This is a genomic window from Nocardia sp. NPDC101769 (assembly GCF_044766925.1).
Taxonomy (GTDB): domain Bacteria; phylum Actinomycetota; class Actinomycetes; order Mycobacteriales; family Mycobacteriaceae; genus Nocardia.
Genome location: NZ_JBIWMX010000007.1, coordinates 106,287 through 123,947 on the forward strand (window position 1 = coordinate 106,287; position 17,661 = coordinate 123,947).

The window sequence follows — 17,661 nt, forward strand, 5'->3', positions numbered from 1 at the left end:
GAGGAAAGGGTCTTGGACGCCGCGACGAACCGCCACCAGACTCGAAGCATGATCGTCCTCACCTCCCCCACCGGCCAGATCGGCAGCCAGCTGCTGGACCTCCTCCTCGAAACATCCACTCGCAGTGAAGAATTGCGCGTCATCGTGCGCGATCCCGGGAAACTCCCGGAGGCAATCCGCGCCCGCGTCGACATCGTCACCGGATCGCACGGCGATGCCGATGTCGTGGACCGGGCCTTCGCCGGCGCGGACGCGGTCTTCTGGCTGGTCCCGCCCGACCTGTACGCGGCGAGCCTGGACGATGTATATGCCGGATTCACGCACGCCGCCGCGAAGGCGTTCACCGCCAACAAGGTCGGGCACGTCGTCGGCGTCTCGTCGCTCGGGCGGGGTACTCCCGTCGCAGGTCGCGCCGGACACGTGACGGCATCGCTGGCGATGGACGATCTCATCGCGAGCACGGGCGTGGCCTACCGCGCACTGGCGAACCCGTCGTTCATGGACAACCTACTGTGGCAGGCGGTTTCGATCCGAGACGACGGTGTGTTCACCGGCACCGAGGCCGCCGACCGCCCGACGCGGATGGCCGCCACCCGCGATATCGCCGCGGTGGCCGCCCGCCTGCTGCTCGACCGCTCCTGGACGGGAACAGGCGAGGTCCCGGTGCTGGGCCCGCAGGACCTGACACCGGACGACATGGCGCACACCATGTCCGAGGTACTCGGCCGCCGAATCCGCTACCAGCAGCAATCTCTCGACGACTTCCGCGCCACACTGACCGCGCGCGGCATCGGCGACCCGATCGCGACCGCCTACGTCGACATGATGCACGCCAAGAACAACGGCCTGGACGACGCCGTCCCCCGCACGGACGCCACCGCGAGCCCGACAACCTTCCGCGAATGGTGCGAACAGATCCTCGCACCAGCGATCCGCGCCTGACCGCTGCCCATCATGTTCCGGGGCGCACCACATGCATCAGGCCGCGTCGGACACCGACCTTCATGAGGTCGACCGGGTCCAATCACAGGTCGTCCCATTCGTCGCGGCTCAGCCCCTTTCCGGGCCAGTGCGGTGAAACACCGTGACAGAAAGGGACTTCCGCTCCGCGAAGCATCGCCGAGTACGTCGGGATCCCCGACGAAGGGCTACGGCGCTATCAAGCCGACAGTGACCCAGCCGCGCGGCGACGCGGCCAGGACGCAACACAGGTCCCGTCCCAGAACACAGGCCGTTCGGTCATCTACACGAGCCCGGAAACGCGACAGCCCGCACACCCCCAGGCGTAGGCGTTGCCGTGGCACGGCACGCGTTACAGGTTCGGACGTTGGGGGCCATGGTCTTTCGAACTCGGGGTGGCCCTAGATGATTGATTCCAAGGGGTGTGGTCGAGTGAAAGAGGTTGCCGCGCTGCGTGTTCGGCTGGGGCGGTGGCGGGGCTGGGGCGAGGGTGTCGTAGATCAAGGTTGTGAGCAATGAAGTAGACACCCTCGCCACCGCACTCTATGTCAGAACAGATGACCTGCTGAAGTCCCGGCCGGAATTCCGGCCGCGGCGACCGCGTGTCGGTATCGTGCCGCGGTTGACCGACGCCGAACTGGTGACCCTGGCGGTGATGCAGGCGCTGCTGGGCTTCACCTCCGAAGCCCGCTGGCTGCGCCACGCCGGCGCCCACCTGCGGCATCTGTTCCGGTACCTGCCCCAGCAGCCCGGCTACAACAAGCGGCTGCGAGCGGCGGCGCCGATGATCGCGGTGGTGATGCGGCACCTGGCCGCGGACACGACATTGTGGACCGATGACGTGTGGGTGGTCGATTCGACTCCGGTCGAATGCGGCCGGTCCCGGGAGACGGTGAAACGCTCGGACCTGGCCGGATGGGCCGAATACGGGTACTGCGCCTCGCATTCCCGGTTCTTCTGGGGATTGCGGTTGCATCTGGTCGCCACGCTCGGTGGGCTGCCGATCGGGTTCGCGTTGACCGGCGCGAAAGCAGATGAACGCCACACCCTGCTGGGCATCCTCGACGCCGAACCAGGTCTGGTTGCCACCCGGCCGGGACAAACGCTGATCGGTGACAAGAACTACTTCGGTGCCGGGTTCGAAGCCGAACTCGCCGACCATGGGATCCGGTTGCTGCGTCCGGCCCGTAAAGGTGAGCCCGCCCGGCCGGGTGCTGGGCTGTTCAAACCGTTGCGGCAGGTCATCGAGTCGATCAACCAAACCCTCAAAGCACAACTCGATCTGGAACGCCACGGCGGCCGCACGAAAGCCGGTGTCGTCGTGCGGGTCCTGCAGCGCCTGCTCGCCCTGACCGCCGCGATCTGGCACAACGACATGATCGGCGCACCCGTGCACCGCTCGCTCACTGCCTACGACCACTGATCACAAGGGGTGACCGGCCCGCACAGGCCAGTCGCCCCTTGGAATCGATCATCTAGTCTGAGGATATGAGTATTACGGGGGACCGTGAGTTGTTCGATCGTCTGGATGATGCCGAGGGGCTGTGGGTGGGGATGCTCGGACGAGTCGATACAGACCGCCTCGACGAGCCCAGTGCCTGCGCAGGGTGGACGGTGCGCGATCTTATTGGACATGTGAACGGGGGTGCGCACCGCTACGCCTTGCTGCTTTCCGGTGCCGAGAACGTTGAGCACACCCGCGGTTTGGATTACCTCGAGGAGGACCCCGTCGAGGTCTTCTGGCGCTACGAACGAGAGCTCCGGAAGACGTCTACAGCAGCCGATCTGGACGCTTTGGTCAGCCACCGCGCTGGCCCACGCAGCGGATGGACCCTGCTGATCATGCGCGCGATGGATCTTGCCCTGCATGCGAAGGACCTTGCAGACAGCACTTCCCAGCAGTGGCTGCCCAGCGTCGAGCTTGCGAAATTCCTTGTCGCATCGTGCGAAGGGATCATCGATGAGCTGCGGAGCAAGGGCATGTTCGATCCGGCTGGAACACCGTTGTCGCAAGAACCGCAAGACGTGCTGCTGGCCATGGCCGGACGAGGAGCCGGGTAGAAGCCCCGGTCGGTTGTCGGTCTCGGCCGCGGGAACGGGGCCGGGATCCAGGTCCTCGAGCCGGTAGCTATCGCCCTCGCGGGAGTTAACCTCGCCATGGTGGACCAGCCGGTCGATCATGGCCGCGGCGACGATGTCGTCGCCGAACACCTCACCCGCCGGCCGAACGGCTTGTTGCTGGTCACGATCAAGCTCGCCCGCGAGATCTTCGGTCATGGGATCAGTTCCGTGGAAGGTGATGTCCGCGGCTGCCATTGGTGAAACTGTCAGCCGGTCACAGGGGTCGCCGAAAACAAAGGCTCCCGTCCTCACGAATGGAATCCGGCCTTCGTCGTCGAGCAGCCATCTGCGATCCGCCCACCTCCGCGCTACGCAGAGACACGAATGACTTCGACCGCGATCATGTTCGGCTGCACTGCTGTGCGCTGGGGCGCGGTGCTCTCGAGCTGTTCGATGGCCGTGTCGATGACATGGCCGATGTGGGAGTCGGCTCCTGTTGCCAGTTGCAGCAGGGTCGCGCCGTGGATACCGGCTACCAGTGAGTGGGCGATGGCATCGGCGTCGACGTGTGCACCGATGAATCCGTTGGCCTGCATCTGATGGATCCCGCTCTGTATACGGCTTTGAAGTCGTCCGGCAGTCTCCGCGATCAATGGGCGAGCCCCGGGCCCGGCTCGATGTAGGTCGACGACCAAAGTGACCATGGGGCAGTCGTTTCCGTGCATGTCGTACTCATCGACCAACTGATCGCGCCATTGACTCCACGCCAACCAGGACGACAACTCGGGCATCCACTCGTTCATGACCGCACGAACACGGTCGGCTTCGTATTGCGCTACAGCAAGCAGCAATTCGTCCTTCCCACCGGGAAAGTAGTGGAACACTTGCCCTTTGCTGGTTCCCGACACAGCAACGACATCATCGAGGGTGGTTGCGGACAGGCCATGACGGCTGATGAGTTCCGCGGTGGCCTCGACAATCCGGTTCATCGCAGACTCGCCCATGGCTGTGCGTTGCCTGGCCATCTGGTCGAATACCTTCCCGCAGAGAGCCGAGTTGGTGACTGCGGCGCAGTCCGTCGAAGCTCCCCTGTTCACCCTGCTGTCTTCCGGCCCGACCGCCCTGGACAAGGAACGTCAGATCACGCAGTTCTTCGCCGCCGAATACACCCGCGGCGCTTTTCTGGACTCCGCACGCGAGTACCTGAACCAAATCTCGCACTGGACTGACCGACCAGAGTCCGACCGGGTAGCGTTCGATAGCTGGCGGCTGTCTGATCGCAATTTCTAGACGTGAGGTGAAGGAAGTTCATGCCTGAAGGGCATACATTGCACCGGTTGGCGAAGCTGCATCACAAGCGGTTCGCGGGCGGAGCGGTGCGGGTCTCGAGCCCCCAAGGGCGTTTCGCTGAAGGCGCAGCGTTGGTTGATGGGCAGACTCTGAAGCGGGCTGACGCGTGGGGCAAGCACCTCTTGCACCACTACGAATCAGGGCTGGTGGTGCATGTCCATCTTGGTCTGTACGGCAAGTTCACCGAATCGCCTGCGCCCCTTGGTGATCCGGTCGGCCAGGTACGTATGCGCATAATCGGCGCGGGCCGATCCGGCGACTTCTTCGGCACCGATCTGCGCGGTCCCACCGCGTGCGAAATCCTGCACGAACCTGAGGTGGAAGCCCTCACGGCGCGCCTCGGTCCGGACCCCTTGCGCCGTGATGCCGACCCCGACCGTGCATGGCAGCGCATTCACCGGTCTCAGCGTCCTATCGGCGCATTGCTGATGGACCAAGGCGTCATTGCGGGAGTCGGCAATGTCTATCGCGCTGAGCTGCTGTTCCGGCATGGCATTTCCCCGCATCGCCCCGGCCGTGACGTGTCGGCCACAGAGTGGGGCGAGCTTTGGGCCGACCTGGTCGAGTTGATGCGGGTCGGGGTGCGACGCGGCAAGATGCATGTGGTTCGGTCCGAACACGACCATGGTGCACCGTCCTATGCCGCCGACCGGCCGCGCACCTATGTGTACCGCCGCGTCGGCGAACCCTGCCGCCTGTGCGGGGCGACGGTCCTCCATGCAGTGATGGAGGGCCGAAACCTGTTCTGGTGCACCACCTGTCAGCCTCGATAAATCAACAAACCAGCGCCCTTGGGCATCGACTCTTGGCAGGCGCTGACGAACGGCGCCTTGATCGTCGGTGATCTCATCGCTGCGACCGGTCACCCGTTGACCCACCGCGACGGTGGCCCTGTCGGATTCTTACGCCGGTCCGAGCTGCCTCCGCCGACAGCGATACAACCGATGCAGCGGTCGCCCGGTGGGCGATCCATCGACCGACCGTTGCCGCAATTAGCGCACAATCCGATAGAGCACGAGCACTCTCGCCTCTCGAAGCCCTGGGGCTCCATCGTCGATGGGCCGGCTGGAGACTCGGACCTGACCGCCGGCGAAGCGCTTGTCGTGCAGCTTCGCCAGGCGGTGCGGCGTATGCCCTTCGGGCACAGGTCAGTTCGGGAGGGCCGGGGGAACGCCGGTCTTCTCGTACTCGGCGAGAATGTCGATGCGACGCTGGTGACGCTCCTCGTTGGACCACGGGGTGGTCATGAAGGCGTCCACGATGGCGAGGGCTTCCTCGGTGGTGTGCATGCGGCCGCCGATGCCGAGCAGCTGGGCGTTGTTGTGCTGGCGGGCGAGCTGCGCGGTCTCCACGCTCCAGCCCAGGGCGCAGCGGGCGCCGGGCACCTTGTTGGCGGCGATCTGCTCGCCATTGCCGGAGCCGCCGAAGACGAAGCCCAGCGAGCCCGGCTCGGCGACCACGCGGCGGGCGGCCTCGATGCAGAAGGCCGGGTAGTCGTCGAGGGCGTCGTATTCCAGCGCGCCGCAGTCGACGACATCGTGGCCCTGGCCCTCGAGGTGAGCCTTGACGTGGTTCTTCAGTTCGAAGCCGGCATGGTCGGCACCCAGGTATACGCGCATGGCTGCGATTCTGTCAGGACGCCCGCCCCCGGTCCGCATGGGGCTCTCACCGTGAGCGGCCCCAGGGCGACGACCGCGCCTCTACGGCCGCGAAACGTACTATCCAGGCATGACGTCCGACGACAGTTCGTATACGCCGAACGCCTACGGGGGACAAACCGCTGGCGGCCCATCGGGACCGCCGCCCGCCGGAAGCAATCCGGCTTGGAACCCCGTGACCGGCATGGCCGGATGGGATCCCAGGCTGGGCCCGCCGGGATGGGCTCCGCAGCAACCGTATTCGCCGCCCCCGCCGCCGGTGGTGCAGCAGACCCGCGGCCTGTCCCCGTTCGGGATGCCGGCGCGGCACAGCTGGGAGATCCCGCTGCTGGTGATCGTGATCGTGGCCACCGTGCTGGCGTATCTGTTCGCGCTGCTGCTGCTGGTATCCGGCTATGCCGGTCAGCTGGTGCTGGCCCTGGTATTCGCGCCGCTGCTGGTCTATCTGGGCCGTGGTCTGAACTACGCGACTCAGCGGGTGAACGGCGTGAAGATGTCGCCGACCCAGTTCCCCGAGGGCTATCGCATGGTGCAGGAGGCCGCGGCCCGGTTCGGCATGGCCAAGGTGCCCGACGCCTATGTACTGCTGGGCAACGGCCAGATCAATGCGTTCGCCTCCGGGCACGGCTTCCGCCGCTACGTGGTGGTGTACAGCGATCTGTTCGAAATCGGCGGCGCGGCACGCAATCCCGAGGCGCTGGCCTTCATCATCGGCCACGAGGTCGGGCACATCGCGGCCGGGCACGTCTCGTACTGGCGGCAGCTGGGCATGTTCCTGGCGCCGTTCCTGCCGATCCTGGGCAGCTCGCTGATCCGCTCCCAGGAGTACACCGCCGACAATCACGGCTTCTGCAACCGGCCGCAGGGCGCGCCCCCGGCCATGCAGACGCTGGCGGGCGGCAAATACCTGAACAATCTGGTCGGTTTCGACGAGATGGCCGACCGGGCGGCCCAGGAGAAGGGCTTCTTCGTCTGGATCGTGAACGCCATGTCCAGTCATCCGGTACTGACCTGGCGCATGTGGGCGCTGCGCGACCGCAGCCGTCACGGCAAGCTGTTCTGGCGGCCCGACGCGCCGCAGCGTCCGGTCGCGGCCCCGCCCTATGGCGGGTACCAGCCGCCGTACCCGGGCGGATTCGGCGGACCGCCGCCCGGATATGGCGATACCACCACATATCACGAGTACCAGCCGCAATGACGTCTCGCGACAGCGAGATCGAGCGAAGTCTCGAAATATCTGACGGGACAACTTATTTCGTGAGGCGAGGGTACCCCCCCCGGGTACGGCCGGAATCGGGTTGCTACTCGGCGGGCACGCGTGCCCGCCGGTGAACGACTCTCAGCCGTGCGCTGAAGGCCCGGGGAGGCTGGGGAGCTCAGTCGAAGACGGGATCCTCGGTGCGGGTCCGCTTGAGCTCGAAGAAGTGCGGGTAGGCGGCCAGCGCGACCGCGCCGTCCCACAGCTTGCCCGCCTCTTCCCCGCGCGGGATGCGGGAGAGCACCGGCCCGAAGAAGGCCACGTCATTGATGTGGATGGTCGGCGTGCCGACATCCGGGCCGACCTTGTCCATACCGGCGTGGTGCGAGGCGCGCAGCGCCTCGTCGAAGTCGGTGCCCTCGGCGGCCTCGGCCAGCTCGGCGGGCAGGCCCACCTCGGCCAGCGACTCGGCGATGATCTGGGCGAGCAGGTCCGCGCGGGAGCCGTCCTCGCGCTCGTACTCGGCGCGGCGGTTGTGCAGGCGGGTGCCCATGGCGGTGTAGAGCGGGGCCAGCACCTTGTCGCCGTGCTCCTGGGCCGCCGCGATGGCGACCCGCACCGGGCCCCAACCGGTCGCGAGCAGCTCCTCATACTGCGGGGGCAGACCCTCGCGGCCTTCGTTCAGCACGGACAGGCTCATCACGTGGAAGTGCGTCTCGATATCGCGGACCTGCTCGACCTCGAGGATCCAGCGGGAGGTGATCCAGCACCACGGGCACAGCGGGTCGAACCAGAAGTCGACCCGGTCCTTCTTGGTGTCGCTCACGGGGAAATCCTTTCGCAGTCGATCGACGGCCGAGGGCAGGGCCGTACTCAATGCGCAACAACCCGGATTGTTGCCGATATTTCCGCTCCACCCGACACCGCCCGGGCTAGGGTCGGAATATCGGCCTCATCGACGGCGGTCCCGACCGTACTAGCACGGAGGTTTCGGCATGACCACATCCAGGTTCGTCATCGCGGGCGGTGGACTGGCCGCCGCAAAACTCGCGGAAGCCTTGCGGGCCAATGATTTCGATGGTTCGGTGACGCTTGTCTACGCGGAGGATCATCTGCCGTACGAGCGTCCGCCGCTGTCCAAGGAGCATCTGCTGGGCAAGAAGGCGCTCAGCGACTTCACCGTGGATCCGGCGCAGTGGTATCGCGACCATCATGTCGAGATGATGCCCGGCACCACCGTCACCGCACTGGATCGCGGCACCAAAACCATTGCGCTGCCGGACGGTACGACACTGCCCTACGACAAGCTGGCGCTGGCCACCGGTTCGCGGCCGCGGCTGCTGCGCCTGCCCGGCGCGGACGCCGAGGGCGTGTACGTGCTGCGCACCATCGAGGAGTCCGACGCCCTGCTCACGATGTTCGGCTCCGCGCGGCGCCTGGCCGTCGTCGGCGGGGGGTGGATCGGGCTCGAGGTGACCGCCGCCGCGCGTGCCGCGGGCGTGGAAGTGACTGTGCTGGAGGCGGAATCGGTGCCGCTGCTGGCCGCGCTCGGGGCCGAGATGGGCGCGGTGTTCGCCGATCTGCACCGCGAGCACGGGGTGGATCTGCGACTCGGGGTGAGGGTCGGCGAGATCACCACCGCCGACGGCCGGGCCACCGGCGTGCGGCTCGACGACGGCACCCACATCGAGGCGGACGCGGTGCTGGTCGCGGTGGGCGCGCGGCCCAATATCGAGCTGGCCGCCGATGCCGGGCTGGCGGTCGGCGGCGGTGTCCTGGTCGACGAGAGCCTGGCCACCAGCGACCCGGATATCGTCGCGGTCGGTGATATCGCCGATCAGCAGCATCCGGTACTGGGGCAGCGAATCCGGGTGGAGCACTGGGCGAATGCGCTCAACCAGCCCGCCGTGGCGGCGCTGACCATGCTGGGCAAGCCCGCCGTGTACGACCGGCTGCCCTACTTCTTTACCGACCAGTACGACCTCGGGATGGAGTACACCGGGTACGTGTCGCCCAGGCAGCAGGCGCGCGTGGTGGTGCGCGGAGACCTCGGCAAGCGCGAGTTCGTGGCGTACTGGCTGGACGCGAGGAACCGGGTGCTGGCCGGGATGAACGTGAACGTCTGGGACGTCACGGACAAGATCAAGACGCTGGTCCTGAGCGGCGAGGCCGTGAACCCCGAGGAGCTGTGACAACCATCACGTAATCCGGAGTGCGGAGTACGTCGCCCGGGCGTACTGGGCTCCGACCTGTGGACGAGAGCGCCCGCGGGGGCGCACAGAAGAAAGGAGCCGACCGTGAAGTACATCCTGATCAAGACCTACTCCGCCGCCGCCTACTGCGACACCCCGATCAACGAGTGGGCGCCCGAGGAGATCCAGGCCCACATCGATTTCCAGCGCGCCCTCGGCGAGGAACTGGCCAAGTCCGGCGAACTCGTCGACGCCCAGGGCCTCGCCGACCCGGGCCAGGCGCGCACAGTCACGTCCGACGGCCGTTCCGCGCCGGTGGTCACCGACGGGCCCTTCCCCGAGACCAAGGAGTTCCTGGCCGGATACTGGATCATCGATGTCGAGAGCCCGGACCGCGCGCTCGAGATCGCGGCCAAGGCGTCGGCCGCGCCCGGCCCCGGCGGCAAGCCGATCGGCGAGTACATCGAGATCCGCCCGATCATGAGCGCCCCCGCCGCCGATCTCTGATGCCGGACATCGAGATCGAGGACCTGCTGCGCGAACTCGCGCCGCAGGTCCTCGGCACCCTCGTCCGCCGCTACGGCGACTTCGACGCTGCCGAGGACGCCCTCCAGGAGGCCCTGCTCGCCGCCGCCACCCAGTGGCCTGCCGACGGCCTGCCCGACAACCCGCGCGGCTGGCTCATCCAGGTCGGCTCGCGGCGTCTCATCGACACCATCCGCGCCGAGTCGGCCCGCCGAAACCGCGAGGCCGCCAATGCCATTCGCGATCCCGAACGACTCGGTGCCGCCGCCCCCGACCGAGTTGACGCCGCCCTCGCCGAAGATCGTGACGACACGCTGACACTGTTCTTCCTGTGCTGCCATCCGGCCTTGTCGCCCGCGAGTGCGATCGCGCTGACGCTCCGGGCGGTGGGCGGGCTGACCACGGAGGAGATCGCGCGAGCCTTCCTGCTACCGGAAAAGACCATGGCGCAGCGGATTACGCGGGCCAAGAAGCGCCTGGCGGCCGAGGAGCGGCCGTTCGCCATGCCCGCGGAGTCGAACGGGCAACGGGGGGAATGGCATGAGCGGCTCGACAGTGTGCTGCGGGTGCTCTATCTGATCTACACCGAGGGGCACACTAGCGGTGGTGAGCGGCTGCGGCGGGGCGATCTGTCGAGCGAGGCGATTCGGTTGGCGCGGGCCCTGTTCCGCGTCCTGCCGGATGATCCGGAGGTCACCGGGTTGCTGGCATTGCTGCTGCTGACCGATGCCCGGCGGGCGGCGCGCACCGGAAGTCGCGGCGAGCTCATCCCGCTCGCCGAACAGGATCGCGACCTCTGGGATCGCGAGATGATCATCGAGGGCGTGCGGCTGGCGACCGCGTCGGTGCGCAGCGGCCTCATCGGCCCGTACCAGATCCAGGCCGCCATCGCCGCCCTGCACGCCCAGGCGCTGCGTCCCGAGGACACGGACTGGCCCCGAATCCTGTTGCTGTACAACGCCCTCGAGCGCCAGTCCGCCAACCCGATGGTGACTCTCAACCGCGCGGTCGCCACCGCCATGGTCCACGGCCCCCAGGCGGGCCTGGACCTCACCGACACCCTCTCCGACTCGCTCGCGGGCAACCACCGCCTCGACGCTGTCCGCGGCCACCTCCACGAAATGGCCGGCGACCCCGACGAAGCCATCGCCGCCTACACCGCCGCCGCCCGCCACACCACCAGCCTCCCCGAACGCGACTACCTCACCATCCGCGCCGCCCGCCTGCGCCGCCAGTGACCGACCGGTGGCAGGTCAGGCAGCGGAGGCACGGAAGGCGGTGGGACTCTGGCCGCGGTGGCGTTTGAAGGCGGCGGAGAAGCCGAACGGGTCCGCGTAGCCAACTGCTTTGGCGATTTGGGCGATGGTGAGATCAGTGTCGGTGAGCAGTTCCTCGGCCTCGTCCATGCGGGATTCGGTGAGGTAGTTCAGCGGCGGCCGGCCCAGGACCGCGGTGAAGCGCTTGGCGAACAGGGAGCGGGACACTCCGGCCTCGGTGGCCAGCGACGCGACGGTCCAGGGCGCGCCGGGATCGGTGTGCATGGCGTGCAGTGCGGGGCCGACGATCGGGTCGGATAGACCACGGAACCAGGTCGGGGCCTCCGGTCCGGCCTGCTCGAACCAGTTGCGCAGTGTGCAGACCAGGCTCCAGTCGAAGAGGCGGTCCATCATCGCCTGCGAACCCGCGCTCTGCCCGACCGGGTGTGGAACTACGGGTTCGCCTACGGCCGCAGCAAGCCTCGCCTCGCGGGCAAGCGCATGCTGTGGCTCGGCCTGGCCGGGGTCGCCGCCGGTGACCCGACCGTGGAGTTCATGCAGCAGAGTCTGGAAGGCCAGCTCAATATGGGAATCGCCTACTACTGCGGATTCTCGTACTCAGCAGTCGGTCTGCTCCCAGATGCCGAGGAGCGCCGCCAGCGCCTCACCGCCGACGGCAGCCTGCTCATCGACGCGGCCACCATCGGCGCGGAACGCGAGGCCCAGTACACCGCACTGGAGCGCAGCGCCGACGGTCTCGTGGCGGACTTCCTTGCCGCCGAACCGATTCCGGTCTAGACCCCGTTCCAGGTATTGCCCGTGATGAGCTCGTACGCCGCGACGTACTTCTGGCGGGTCACCTCGATCACCTCGGCCGGGATCTCCGGGCCCGGGTACTCCCTGTTCCACCCGGTGGAGGTGGACCAGTCGCGCACGAACTGCTTGTCGAACGACTTCTGCGGGCGGCCGGGCTCGTAGTCGTCGGCCGGCCAGAAGCGGGAGGAGTCCGAGGTCAGCACCTCGTCGCCGACGGTGAGAACGTCGCCGTCCCAGCCGAGCTCGATCTTCGTGTCGGCGATGATGACCCCCCGCGCGGCGGCGTGCTCGGCGCCGCGGGCGTAGATCTCGAGTGTCAGGTCGCGCAGCTGCTCGGCGACCTCCTTGCCCTCCTGGTTCACCACATCCGCGAAGGTGATGGGCTCGTCGTGCCCGGCGTCTGCCTTGGTGGTGGGGGTGAAGATGGGTTCGGGCAGCTTGTCGCCATCACGCAGGCCGGGCGGCAGCGCGATACCGGACACGGTGCCGGAGCGCTGGTATTCGGCCAGGCCGCCGCCGGTCAGGTAGCCGCGCGCGATGCACTCCACCTTCAGCATCTTCAGCGGCTTGACCCGCACTCCGCGGCCCGCGAACTCGGCGGGCACGTCGGTGGTGGACAGAATGTGGTTGGGCACATCGGAGAAAAACCCGAACCACCAGTTGGACAGCTGGGTGAGCAGCGCGCCCTTGTCCGGGATCGGGGTCGGCAGAACCACGTCGTACACCGACACCCGGTCGGATGCGACCAGGATCAGCGAATCGCCGTCCTCGTACAGGTCGCGCACCTTACCGGCGTGGATGTGCTTCAACGGTCCTCCTCGTGCTGGGCGATTGCTGCCGCCGCAGAGCTTACCGACGTCGCGACCTGCCCCTCGACCCGCGGTCGAGCGCCCCGAACTTCATGTCCGATAACTGATCGTTTCGCCGACAGGACCGACAGCGACAGGCTACTGACCTGGGTGCCGGACCCCCAAGCAGGAGGCCGGCTTACCAATGCCCGCCGACGGGAGGGCGCTGACCAGCACCCGTTCGGGTGACGGTTAACCAGCCCGGAAGAAGCGGGAACCGACGTTCTCACCGCGCAGGTGGTGTGAGCCGACGACACCCGAGAAGGGTGGTGCCGGATAACCTTGTCGACCAGGGTTATTCGACACGCTGTAAGGAGCCCCCTTGTCCGCACCGAATCTCACCCGCGAGCAGGCGATCGAACGCGCCGCGACGGTCCAGGTGGAGAACTACAAGGTCGAACTCGACCTGACCGGCCAGCCCACCGGTGCCGAAGAGCCACGCAGTGAGACGTTCCACTCGAAGTCGACGGTGACCTTCACCGCGACCCCGGGCGCGCAGACCTTCATCGATATCGTGGGCACGGGCGTGCGCTCGGCCGTGCTCAACGGCGTGGCCCTGGATGTCAGCGGCTACGACGAGGAGCAGGGCATCACGCTGCCGAACCTGGCCGCCAGCAACGAGCTCGTCGTCGAGGCCGACTGCGAGTACTCGCACACCGGTGAGGGCCTGCACCGCTTCGTCGACCCCACCGACAACAAGGTCTACCTGTACTCGCAGTTCGAAACCGCCGACTGCAAGCGCATGTTCGCCTGCTTCGACCAGCCCGACCTCAAGGCCACCTACGACGTGATCGTCACCGCGCCCGAGGACTGGGAGGTCATCTCCAACAGCGCGGTCACCGATACCCACACCATCGGCACCGTGGTCCGTCACACCTTCGCCACCACCCCGCGCATGAGCACCTACCTGGTCGCGCTCATCGCCGGTCCGTACGCCAAGTGGACCGACTCCTACCGCGATTCGCACGGCGAGATCCCGCTCGGCATCTACTGCCGCGCCTCGCTGGCCGAATTCATGGACGCCGACCGGCTTTTCACCGAAACCAAGCAGGGCTTCGGCTTCTACCACACCAATTTCGGGGTGCCCTATGCCTTCGGCAAGTACGACCAGCTGTTCGTGCCCGAATTCAACGCGGGCGCCATGGAGAACGCGGGCGCGGTCACGTTCCTCGAGGACTACGTCTTCCGCTCCAAGGTGACTCGCGCCTCCTACGAGCGCCGCTGCGAGACCGTGCTGCACGAGATGGCGCACATGTGGTTCGGCGACCTGGTCACCATGAAGTGGTGGGACGACCTGTGGCTGAACGAGTCGTTCGCCACCTTCGCCTCGGTGCTGTGCCAGGTCGGCGCGACCGAATACACCAACGCCTGGACCACTTTCGCCAATGTCGAGAAGTCCTGGGCGTACCGGCAGGACCAGCTGCCCTCGACCCACCCGATCGCCGCCGACATCCCGGACCTGGCCGCGGTCGAGGTGAACTTCGACGGCATCACCTATGCCAAGGGCGCCTCCGTGCTCAAGCAGCTGGTGGCCTATGTCGGTGAGGAGCCGTTCCTGGCCGGTCTGCGCGACTACTTCACCGAACACGCCTACGGCAACGCCACGTTCGACGATCTGGTGGGCGCGCTGGAGAAGGCGTCCGGCCGCGACCTGTCCGACTGGGGCGCGCAGTGGCTCAAGACCACCGGTCTGAACATCCTGCGCCCGGACTTCACCGTGGACGCGGACGGCAACTTCGCCTCCTTCGCGGTCGTCCAGGAGGGCGCGGAGCCCGGCGCCGGTGAGCGCCGCGTGCACCGCCTGGCCATCGGCTTCTACAACGACCAGGACGGAAAGCTGGTACGCACCAAGCGCGTCGAGCTCGACCTCGATCCGGCCGAGCGCACCGAGGTGCCCGAGCTGGTCGGCGTCGGCCGCGGCAAGCTGGTGCTGGTCAACGACGACGACCTCACCTACTGCTCGGTCCGCCTGGACGCCGGCTCCCTCGACACGGTGGTGGCGCGCATCGCCGATATCGCGGAGCCGCTGCCCCGCACACTGGCCTGGTCGGCCGCCTGGGAGATGACCCGGCAGGCCGAGATGAAAGCCCGCGACTTCGTGGCGCTGGTGCAACGCGGCGTCGGCGCGGAAACCGAGATCGGTGTCGTCCAGCGGCTTCTCATGCAGGCCGGAACCGCGCTCGGCGCCTACGCCGACCCCGAGTGGGCACGCGCCGAGGGCTGGCCCGCCTACGCCGACCGCCTGCTGGAACTGGCCCGCGCCGCCGGTTCGGGATCGGACCACCAGCTGGCGTTCGTCAACGCGCTGACCGCTGCGCTGCTCGCACCGCAGCACATCCAGGTGCTGCGCCAGCTGCACGCCGATGACCCGGAGGGCGCCGGCCTGCCGGGCCTGACCGTCGACACCGACCTGCGCTGGCGCATCACCCAGGCGCTCGCGGCCGCCGGGGCCATCGACGCCGACGGCATCGAAACCCCGCTCATCGACGCGGAACTCGCACGCGACGACACCGCCGCGGGCCGCCGTCAGGCCGCGGCCGCGGCTACCGCCCGCCCGCAGGCAGCGGTCAAGGAATCGGCGTGGGACACCGTCATGGGCGACGACACGGTGCCGAACATCACCGCGCGCGCCATCGTCGCCGGTTTCGCCCCGGCGGGCCAGGCCGCGCTGCTGGGCCCGTACGTGGAGCGCTACTTCGCCGAGATCGCGTCGGTGTGGGAGCGCCGCTCCAGTGAGGTCGCCCAGACGGTCGTGGTGGGGCTGTACCCGCACTGGGCCGTCACCGAGGACGCCGTCGCGGTGGCCGACAAGTTCCTCGCCGGTGACCACCCGCCGGCGCTGCGCCGCCTGGTGGTGGAGGGCAAGGCGGGCATCGAGCGCTCGCTGCGCGCCCGCGCCTTCGATCGCAGCTAGAAACACTGCACGGCATCATATTTCGACCATCGCAGCCCCTCCCGAATCCGTTCGGGAGGGGCTGTCGGCCGTACGGGGCCGCCGACTGAAGAGTCGCTGAAGAACTACCGCCGGACGGGGTCCGCGGGGCCCGGAGTCCCACATGATCGGTCCCGCAAGCAATCCCGACCGAATGAGGCCATCCACCATGAAATCCTGGACCCGTCACGCCGCCGCCGCTCTCGCCGTCACCGGAATCTGCTCCGCCGCAGTGCTTTCCGGCACCGGGGTCGCGGCCGCCGACGATGATGACTCGCTCACCCGTTCCACCTGCAGCTGGGCCCAGATCGACACCACCCTCAACGATCAGGATCCGGTGCTGGCCCGGCTCATCGACGGCCATCCGGAACTCACCTCCGGGCTCGCGGTGATGTACCAGCTGCCACCCGAGGCGCGACCCGAGTCCTTCTTCCGCATCGTGTCCCAGTACCCCGACGTCGAGGACCGCATCGAGCAGATCCGCCACGACCACGCCCCCGGCAGCGAACCCGTGCGCGCCAAGTTCGACCGCGTCGCAGACACCTGCCACCGGCACTAGCCCGGCAGACGCTGCTGTGGGCGGATCCGCCCACAGCAGCGCGGCAGGACTTCCGGTGGTCCACTGCGGCACCGTGAAGGCATGGCAGAGAACAAGACTCCGATGTTCAACTGGCACACCAGGGAACAGCTCTTCGCCCGCCGGGTGCTGGTGCTGGACGGGCCGCTCGACGACGACAACGGCACACTGCTCATGACCCAGCTGCTCACGCTGGCGGCCGAGGATCCCGAGGCCGACATCTCGCTGTGGATCCACTCGCCCGGCGGGTCCGTGCCCGCCATGCTCGCCATCCGCGACGTCATGCGGCTGGTGCCGGGCACGGTGTCCACACTGGCCCTCGGATTGGCCTGCAGCGCGGGACAATTCCTGCTGTCGGCGGGGACGCCCGGGCGCCGCTACGCCCTGCCGCACGCCCGCATCCTCATGCACCAGGGTTCGGCGGGCATCGGCGGCAGCGCGGTCGAGGTGGAGGTGCAGGCCGACGACCTGCGCTACACCGTGCAGACCGTGCTCGGCCTGATCGCCGCCGACACCGGCCAGCCCTACGACCAGGTCTTCGAGGACTCCCTGCACGACCGCTGGTTCACCGCGACGCAGGCCCGCGAGTACGGCTTCATCGACGGCATCGTGGACTCTTTCCACCAGGTCGTCCCGCAGCGCCAGAAGCTGGGGATCTCGGCATGAGCGGCACCTACACGATTCCCAATGTGATCGCCCGCGACCCGCGCGGCGAGCGGATCATGGACGTCTACTCGCATCTGCTCACCGAACGCATCGTCTATCTCGGCACGCCCATCGACTCCGGTGTCGCGAATGCCCTGATCGCCCAGCTCCTCCACCTGGACGCGGAAAGCCCGGGCCAGGACATCAACCTCTACATCAACTGCGAGGGCGGCGACCTGCCGGCCATGCTCGCGGTCTACGACACCATGCAGCACATTCAGTCCCCCGTGGTGACCACCTGCGTCGGCCAGGCGATCGCGGTAGGCGCGGTGCTGCTGGCCGGCGGTGCGAAGGGACGCCGCAATGTCCTCCCGCACTCCCGAATCGTCCTGCACCAGCCCGCGATCCGAGGTCAGGGCACCATCCCCGACCTCATCCTGCAGGCCGACGAAATCGTCCGCATGCGCGCCCAGATCGAAGCCATCCTCGCCACCCACACCGGCCAGTCCGCGGAAACCCTGCGCCGCGACACCGATCGGGACCGGGTCTTCACCGCGCGAACAGCGCTCGACTACGGCCTGGCCGACCACCTCCTCGGCCCTCGCGCCTGAATGCCGACGAGCATGCGCTGGTGCACGCACTA

General features: G+C 67.6%; 19 protein-coding genes and 1 pseudogene. 14 read left to right on the plus strand and 6 right to left on the minus strand.

The features are described 5' to 3' along the window. Positions 1–48: 48 nt before the first annotated feature. The 3 genes from ACIRRA_RS14215 (at position 49) to ACIRRA_RS14225 (ending at position 3,021) form a co-directional block, all read left to right on the plus strand. On the plus strand, positions 49–942 hold the full coding sequence (locus ACIRRA_RS14215) for an NAD(P)H-binding protein (protein ID WP_402767339.1): 894 nt from the start codon (positions 49–51) through the stop codon (positions 940–942). Positions 943–1,468: 526 nt separating this feature from the next. Continuing rightward, a complete protein-coding gene (locus tag ACIRRA_RS14220) occupies positions 1,469–2,383 on the plus strand; it encodes an IS982 family transposase (RefSeq protein WP_402767341.1) in 915 nt (304 codons plus the stop codon). A gap of 65 nt (positions 2,384–2,448) precedes the next feature. Continuing rightward, positions 2,449–3,021, plus strand: coding sequence for a TIGR03086 family metal-binding protein (locus ACIRRA_RS14225; protein WP_402767343.1), 573 nt, complete (start codon positions 2,449–2,451; stop codon positions 3,019–3,021). Between the two features lie 9 nt (positions 3,022–3,030). On the opposite strand, the pseudogene ACIRRA_RS14230 reads toward ACIRRA_RS14225, so the two are convergent. Both ACIRRA_RS14230 and ACIRRA_RS14235 read right to left on the minus strand, forming a co-directional pair. Then, positions 3,031–3,230: pseudogene (locus ACIRRA_RS14230) on the minus strand (ATP-binding protein); the annotation flags it as partial. 159 nt (positions 3,231–3,389) lie between these two features. After that, positions 3,390–4,046 carry a TetR/AcrR family transcriptional regulator gene (locus ACIRRA_RS14235; RefSeq protein ID WP_402767345.1) on the minus strand — a complete coding sequence of 219 codons (657 nt, stop codon included), beginning with the start codon at positions 4,044–4,046 and terminating at the stop codon, positions 3,390–3,392. Between the two features lie 34 nt (positions 4,047–4,080). Here ACIRRA_RS14235 and ACIRRA_RS14240 point away from each other — a divergent pair, with 34 nt between their 5' ends. Both ACIRRA_RS14240 and ACIRRA_RS14245 read left to right on the plus strand, forming a co-directional pair. After that, positions 4,081–4,311 (plus strand): hypothetical protein, encoded by a 231-nt coding sequence (locus tag ACIRRA_RS14240; protein ID WP_402767347.1) that lies wholly within the window; start codon positions 4,081–4,083, stop codon positions 4,309–4,311. A 20-nt stretch (positions 4,312–4,331) separates the two neighbouring features. After that, positions 4,332–5,144 carry an Fpg/Nei family DNA glycosylase gene (locus ACIRRA_RS14245; protein WP_402767349.1) on the plus strand — a complete coding sequence of 271 codons (813 nt, stop codon included), beginning with the start codon at positions 4,332–4,334 and terminating at the stop codon, positions 5,142–5,144. A gap of 375 nt (positions 5,145–5,519) precedes the next feature. Here ACIRRA_RS14245 and ACIRRA_RS14250 read toward each other — a convergent pair whose 3' ends face one another. Then, positions 5,520–5,990: a ribose-5-phosphate isomerase gene (locus ACIRRA_RS14250; RefSeq protein WP_357006069.1), complete on the minus strand. Its 471-nt coding sequence runs from the start codon at positions 5,988–5,990 to the stop codon at positions 5,520–5,522. Between the two features lie 223 nt (positions 5,991–6,213). On the opposite strand from ACIRRA_RS14250, the gene ACIRRA_RS14255 reads away from it, so the two are divergent. Next, positions 6,214–7,227: a M48 family metallopeptidase gene (locus ACIRRA_RS14255; RefSeq protein ID WP_402767635.1), complete on the plus strand. Its 1,014-nt coding sequence runs from the start codon at positions 6,214–6,216 to the stop codon at positions 7,225–7,227. 178 nt (positions 7,228–7,405) lie between these two features. On the opposite strand, the gene ACIRRA_RS14260 is transcribed toward ACIRRA_RS14255, so the two are convergent. Then, entirely contained in the window at positions 7,406–8,053 is a 648-nt protein-coding gene (locus tag ACIRRA_RS14260; RefSeq protein ID WP_402767351.1) for a DsbA family protein, read from the minus strand. 169 nt (positions 8,054–8,222) lie between these two features. Here ACIRRA_RS14260 and ACIRRA_RS14265 point away from each other — a divergent pair, with 169 nt between their 5' ends. From ACIRRA_RS14265 to ACIRRA_RS14275, 3 genes are all read left to right on the plus strand, one after another. Continuing rightward, positions 8,223–9,419, plus strand: coding sequence for an NAD(P)/FAD-dependent oxidoreductase (locus tag ACIRRA_RS14265; RefSeq protein ID WP_402767352.1), 1,197 nt, complete (start codon positions 8,223–8,225; stop codon positions 9,417–9,419). A gap of 105 nt (positions 9,420–9,524) precedes the next feature. Next, positions 9,525–9,926, plus strand: coding sequence for a YciI family protein (locus ACIRRA_RS14270; RefSeq protein WP_402767354.1), 402 nt, complete (start codon positions 9,525–9,527; stop codon positions 9,924–9,926). Continuing rightward, a complete protein-coding gene (locus ACIRRA_RS14275) occupies positions 9,926–11,182 on the plus strand; it encodes an RNA polymerase sigma factor (RefSeq protein ID WP_402767355.1) in 1,257 nt (418 codons plus the stop codon). The genes ACIRRA_RS14270 and ACIRRA_RS14275 overlap by 1 nt, the downstream gene beginning before the upstream one ends. Before the next feature lie 15 nt (positions 11,183–11,197). Here ACIRRA_RS14275 and ACIRRA_RS14280 read toward each other — a convergent pair whose 3' ends face one another. Then, a complete protein-coding gene (locus tag ACIRRA_RS14280; RefSeq protein WP_402767357.1) occupies positions 11,198–11,614 on the minus strand; it encodes a helix-turn-helix transcriptional regulator in 417 nt (138 codons plus the stop codon). A gap of 30 nt (positions 11,615–11,644) precedes the next feature. On the opposite strand from ACIRRA_RS14280, the gene ACIRRA_RS14285 reads away from it, so the two are divergent. Then, positions 11,645–11,998, plus strand: a complete 354-nt coding sequence (locus tag ACIRRA_RS14285) for a hypothetical protein (RefSeq protein ID WP_402767359.1) — start codon at positions 11,645–11,647, stop codon at positions 11,996–11,998. On the opposite strand, the gene ACIRRA_RS14290 is transcribed toward ACIRRA_RS14285, so the two are convergent. Next, positions 11,995–12,825 (minus strand): phosphoribosylaminoimidazolesuccinocarboxamide synthase, encoded by an 831-nt coding sequence (locus tag ACIRRA_RS14290; protein ID WP_402767361.1) that lies wholly within the window; start codon positions 12,823–12,825, stop codon positions 11,995–11,997. The genes ACIRRA_RS14285 and ACIRRA_RS14290 overlap by 4 nt on opposite strands. A gap of 361 nt (positions 12,826–13,186) precedes the next feature. On the opposite strand from ACIRRA_RS14290, the gene pepN reads away from it, so the two are divergent. The 4 genes from pepN to ACIRRA_RS14310 all read left to right on the plus strand — a co-directional run bounded on the left by pepN (position 13,187) and on the right by ACIRRA_RS14310 (position 17,629). Then, on the plus strand, positions 13,187–15,778 hold the full coding sequence (gene pepN, locus ACIRRA_RS14295; RefSeq protein WP_402767363.1) for an aminopeptidase N: 2,592 nt from the start codon (positions 13,187–13,189) through the stop codon (positions 15,776–15,778). A 187-nt stretch (positions 15,779–15,965) separates the two neighbouring features. After that, the gene (locus ACIRRA_RS14300) at positions 15,966–16,355 is read left to right on the plus strand and encodes a hemophore-related protein (RefSeq protein WP_402767365.1); all 390 of its coding nucleotides are present in this window, start codon (positions 15,966–15,968) and stop codon (positions 16,353–16,355) included. 81 nt (positions 16,356–16,436) lie between these two features. Then, positions 16,437–17,039 carry a ClpP family protease gene (locus tag ACIRRA_RS14305; RefSeq protein ID WP_402767367.1) on the plus strand — a complete coding sequence of 201 codons (603 nt, stop codon included), beginning with the start codon at positions 16,437–16,439 and terminating at the stop codon, positions 17,037–17,039. Further along, positions 17,036–17,629: a ClpP family protease gene (locus ACIRRA_RS14310; RefSeq protein WP_402767369.1), complete on the plus strand. Its 594-nt coding sequence runs from the start codon at positions 17,036–17,038 to the stop codon at positions 17,627–17,629. The genes ACIRRA_RS14305 and ACIRRA_RS14310 overlap by 4 nt, the downstream gene beginning before the upstream one ends. Positions 17,630–17,661: the final 32 nt, after the last annotated feature.

Bases quoted from the DNA above. Each gene is read 5' to 3' on its own strand.
- ACIRRA_RS14215 (WP_402767339.1), top strand. From the start codon at position 49: ATGATCGTCCTCACCTCCCCCACCGGCCAGATCGGCAGCCAGCTGCTG.
- ACIRRA_RS14225 (WP_402767343.1), top strand. From the start codon at position 2,449: ATGAGTATTACGGGGGACCGTGAGTTGTTCGATCGTCTGGATGATGCC.
- ACIRRA_RS14235 (WP_402767345.1), bottom strand. From the start codon at position 4,046: ATGGCCAGGCAACGCACAGCCATGGGCGAGTCTGCGATGAACCGGATT.
- ACIRRA_RS14245 (WP_402767349.1), top strand. From the start codon at position 4,332: ATGCCTGAAGGGCATACATTGCACCGGTTGGCGAAGCTGCATCACAAG.
- ACIRRA_RS14250 (WP_357006069.1), bottom strand. From the start codon at position 5,990: ATGCGCGTATACCTGGGTGCCGACCATGCCGGCTTCGAACTGAAGAAC.
- ACIRRA_RS14255 (WP_402767635.1), top strand. From the start codon at position 6,214: ATGGCCGGATGGGATCCCAGGCTGGGCCCGCCGGGATGGGCTCCGCAG.
- ACIRRA_RS14265 (WP_402767352.1), top strand. From the start codon at position 8,223: ATGACCACATCCAGGTTCGTCATCGCGGGCGGTGGACTGGCCGCCGCA.
- ACIRRA_RS14275 (WP_402767355.1), top strand. From the start codon at position 9,926: ATGCCGGACATCGAGATCGAGGACCTGCTGCGCGAACTCGCGCCGCAG.
- ACIRRA_RS14280 (WP_402767357.1), bottom strand. From the start codon at position 11,614: ATGATGGACCGCCTCTTCGACTGGAGCCTGGTCTGCACACTGCGCAAC.
- ACIRRA_RS14300 (WP_402767365.1), top strand. From the start codon at position 15,966: ATGAAATCCTGGACCCGTCACGCCGCCGCCGCTCTCGCCGTCACCGGA.
- ACIRRA_RS14305 (WP_402767367.1), top strand. From the start codon at position 16,437: ATGGCAGAGAACAAGACTCCGATGTTCAACTGGCACACCAGGGAACAG.
- ACIRRA_RS14310 (WP_402767369.1), top strand. From the start codon at position 17,036: ATGAGCGGCACCTACACGATTCCCAATGTGATCGCCCGCGACCCGCGC.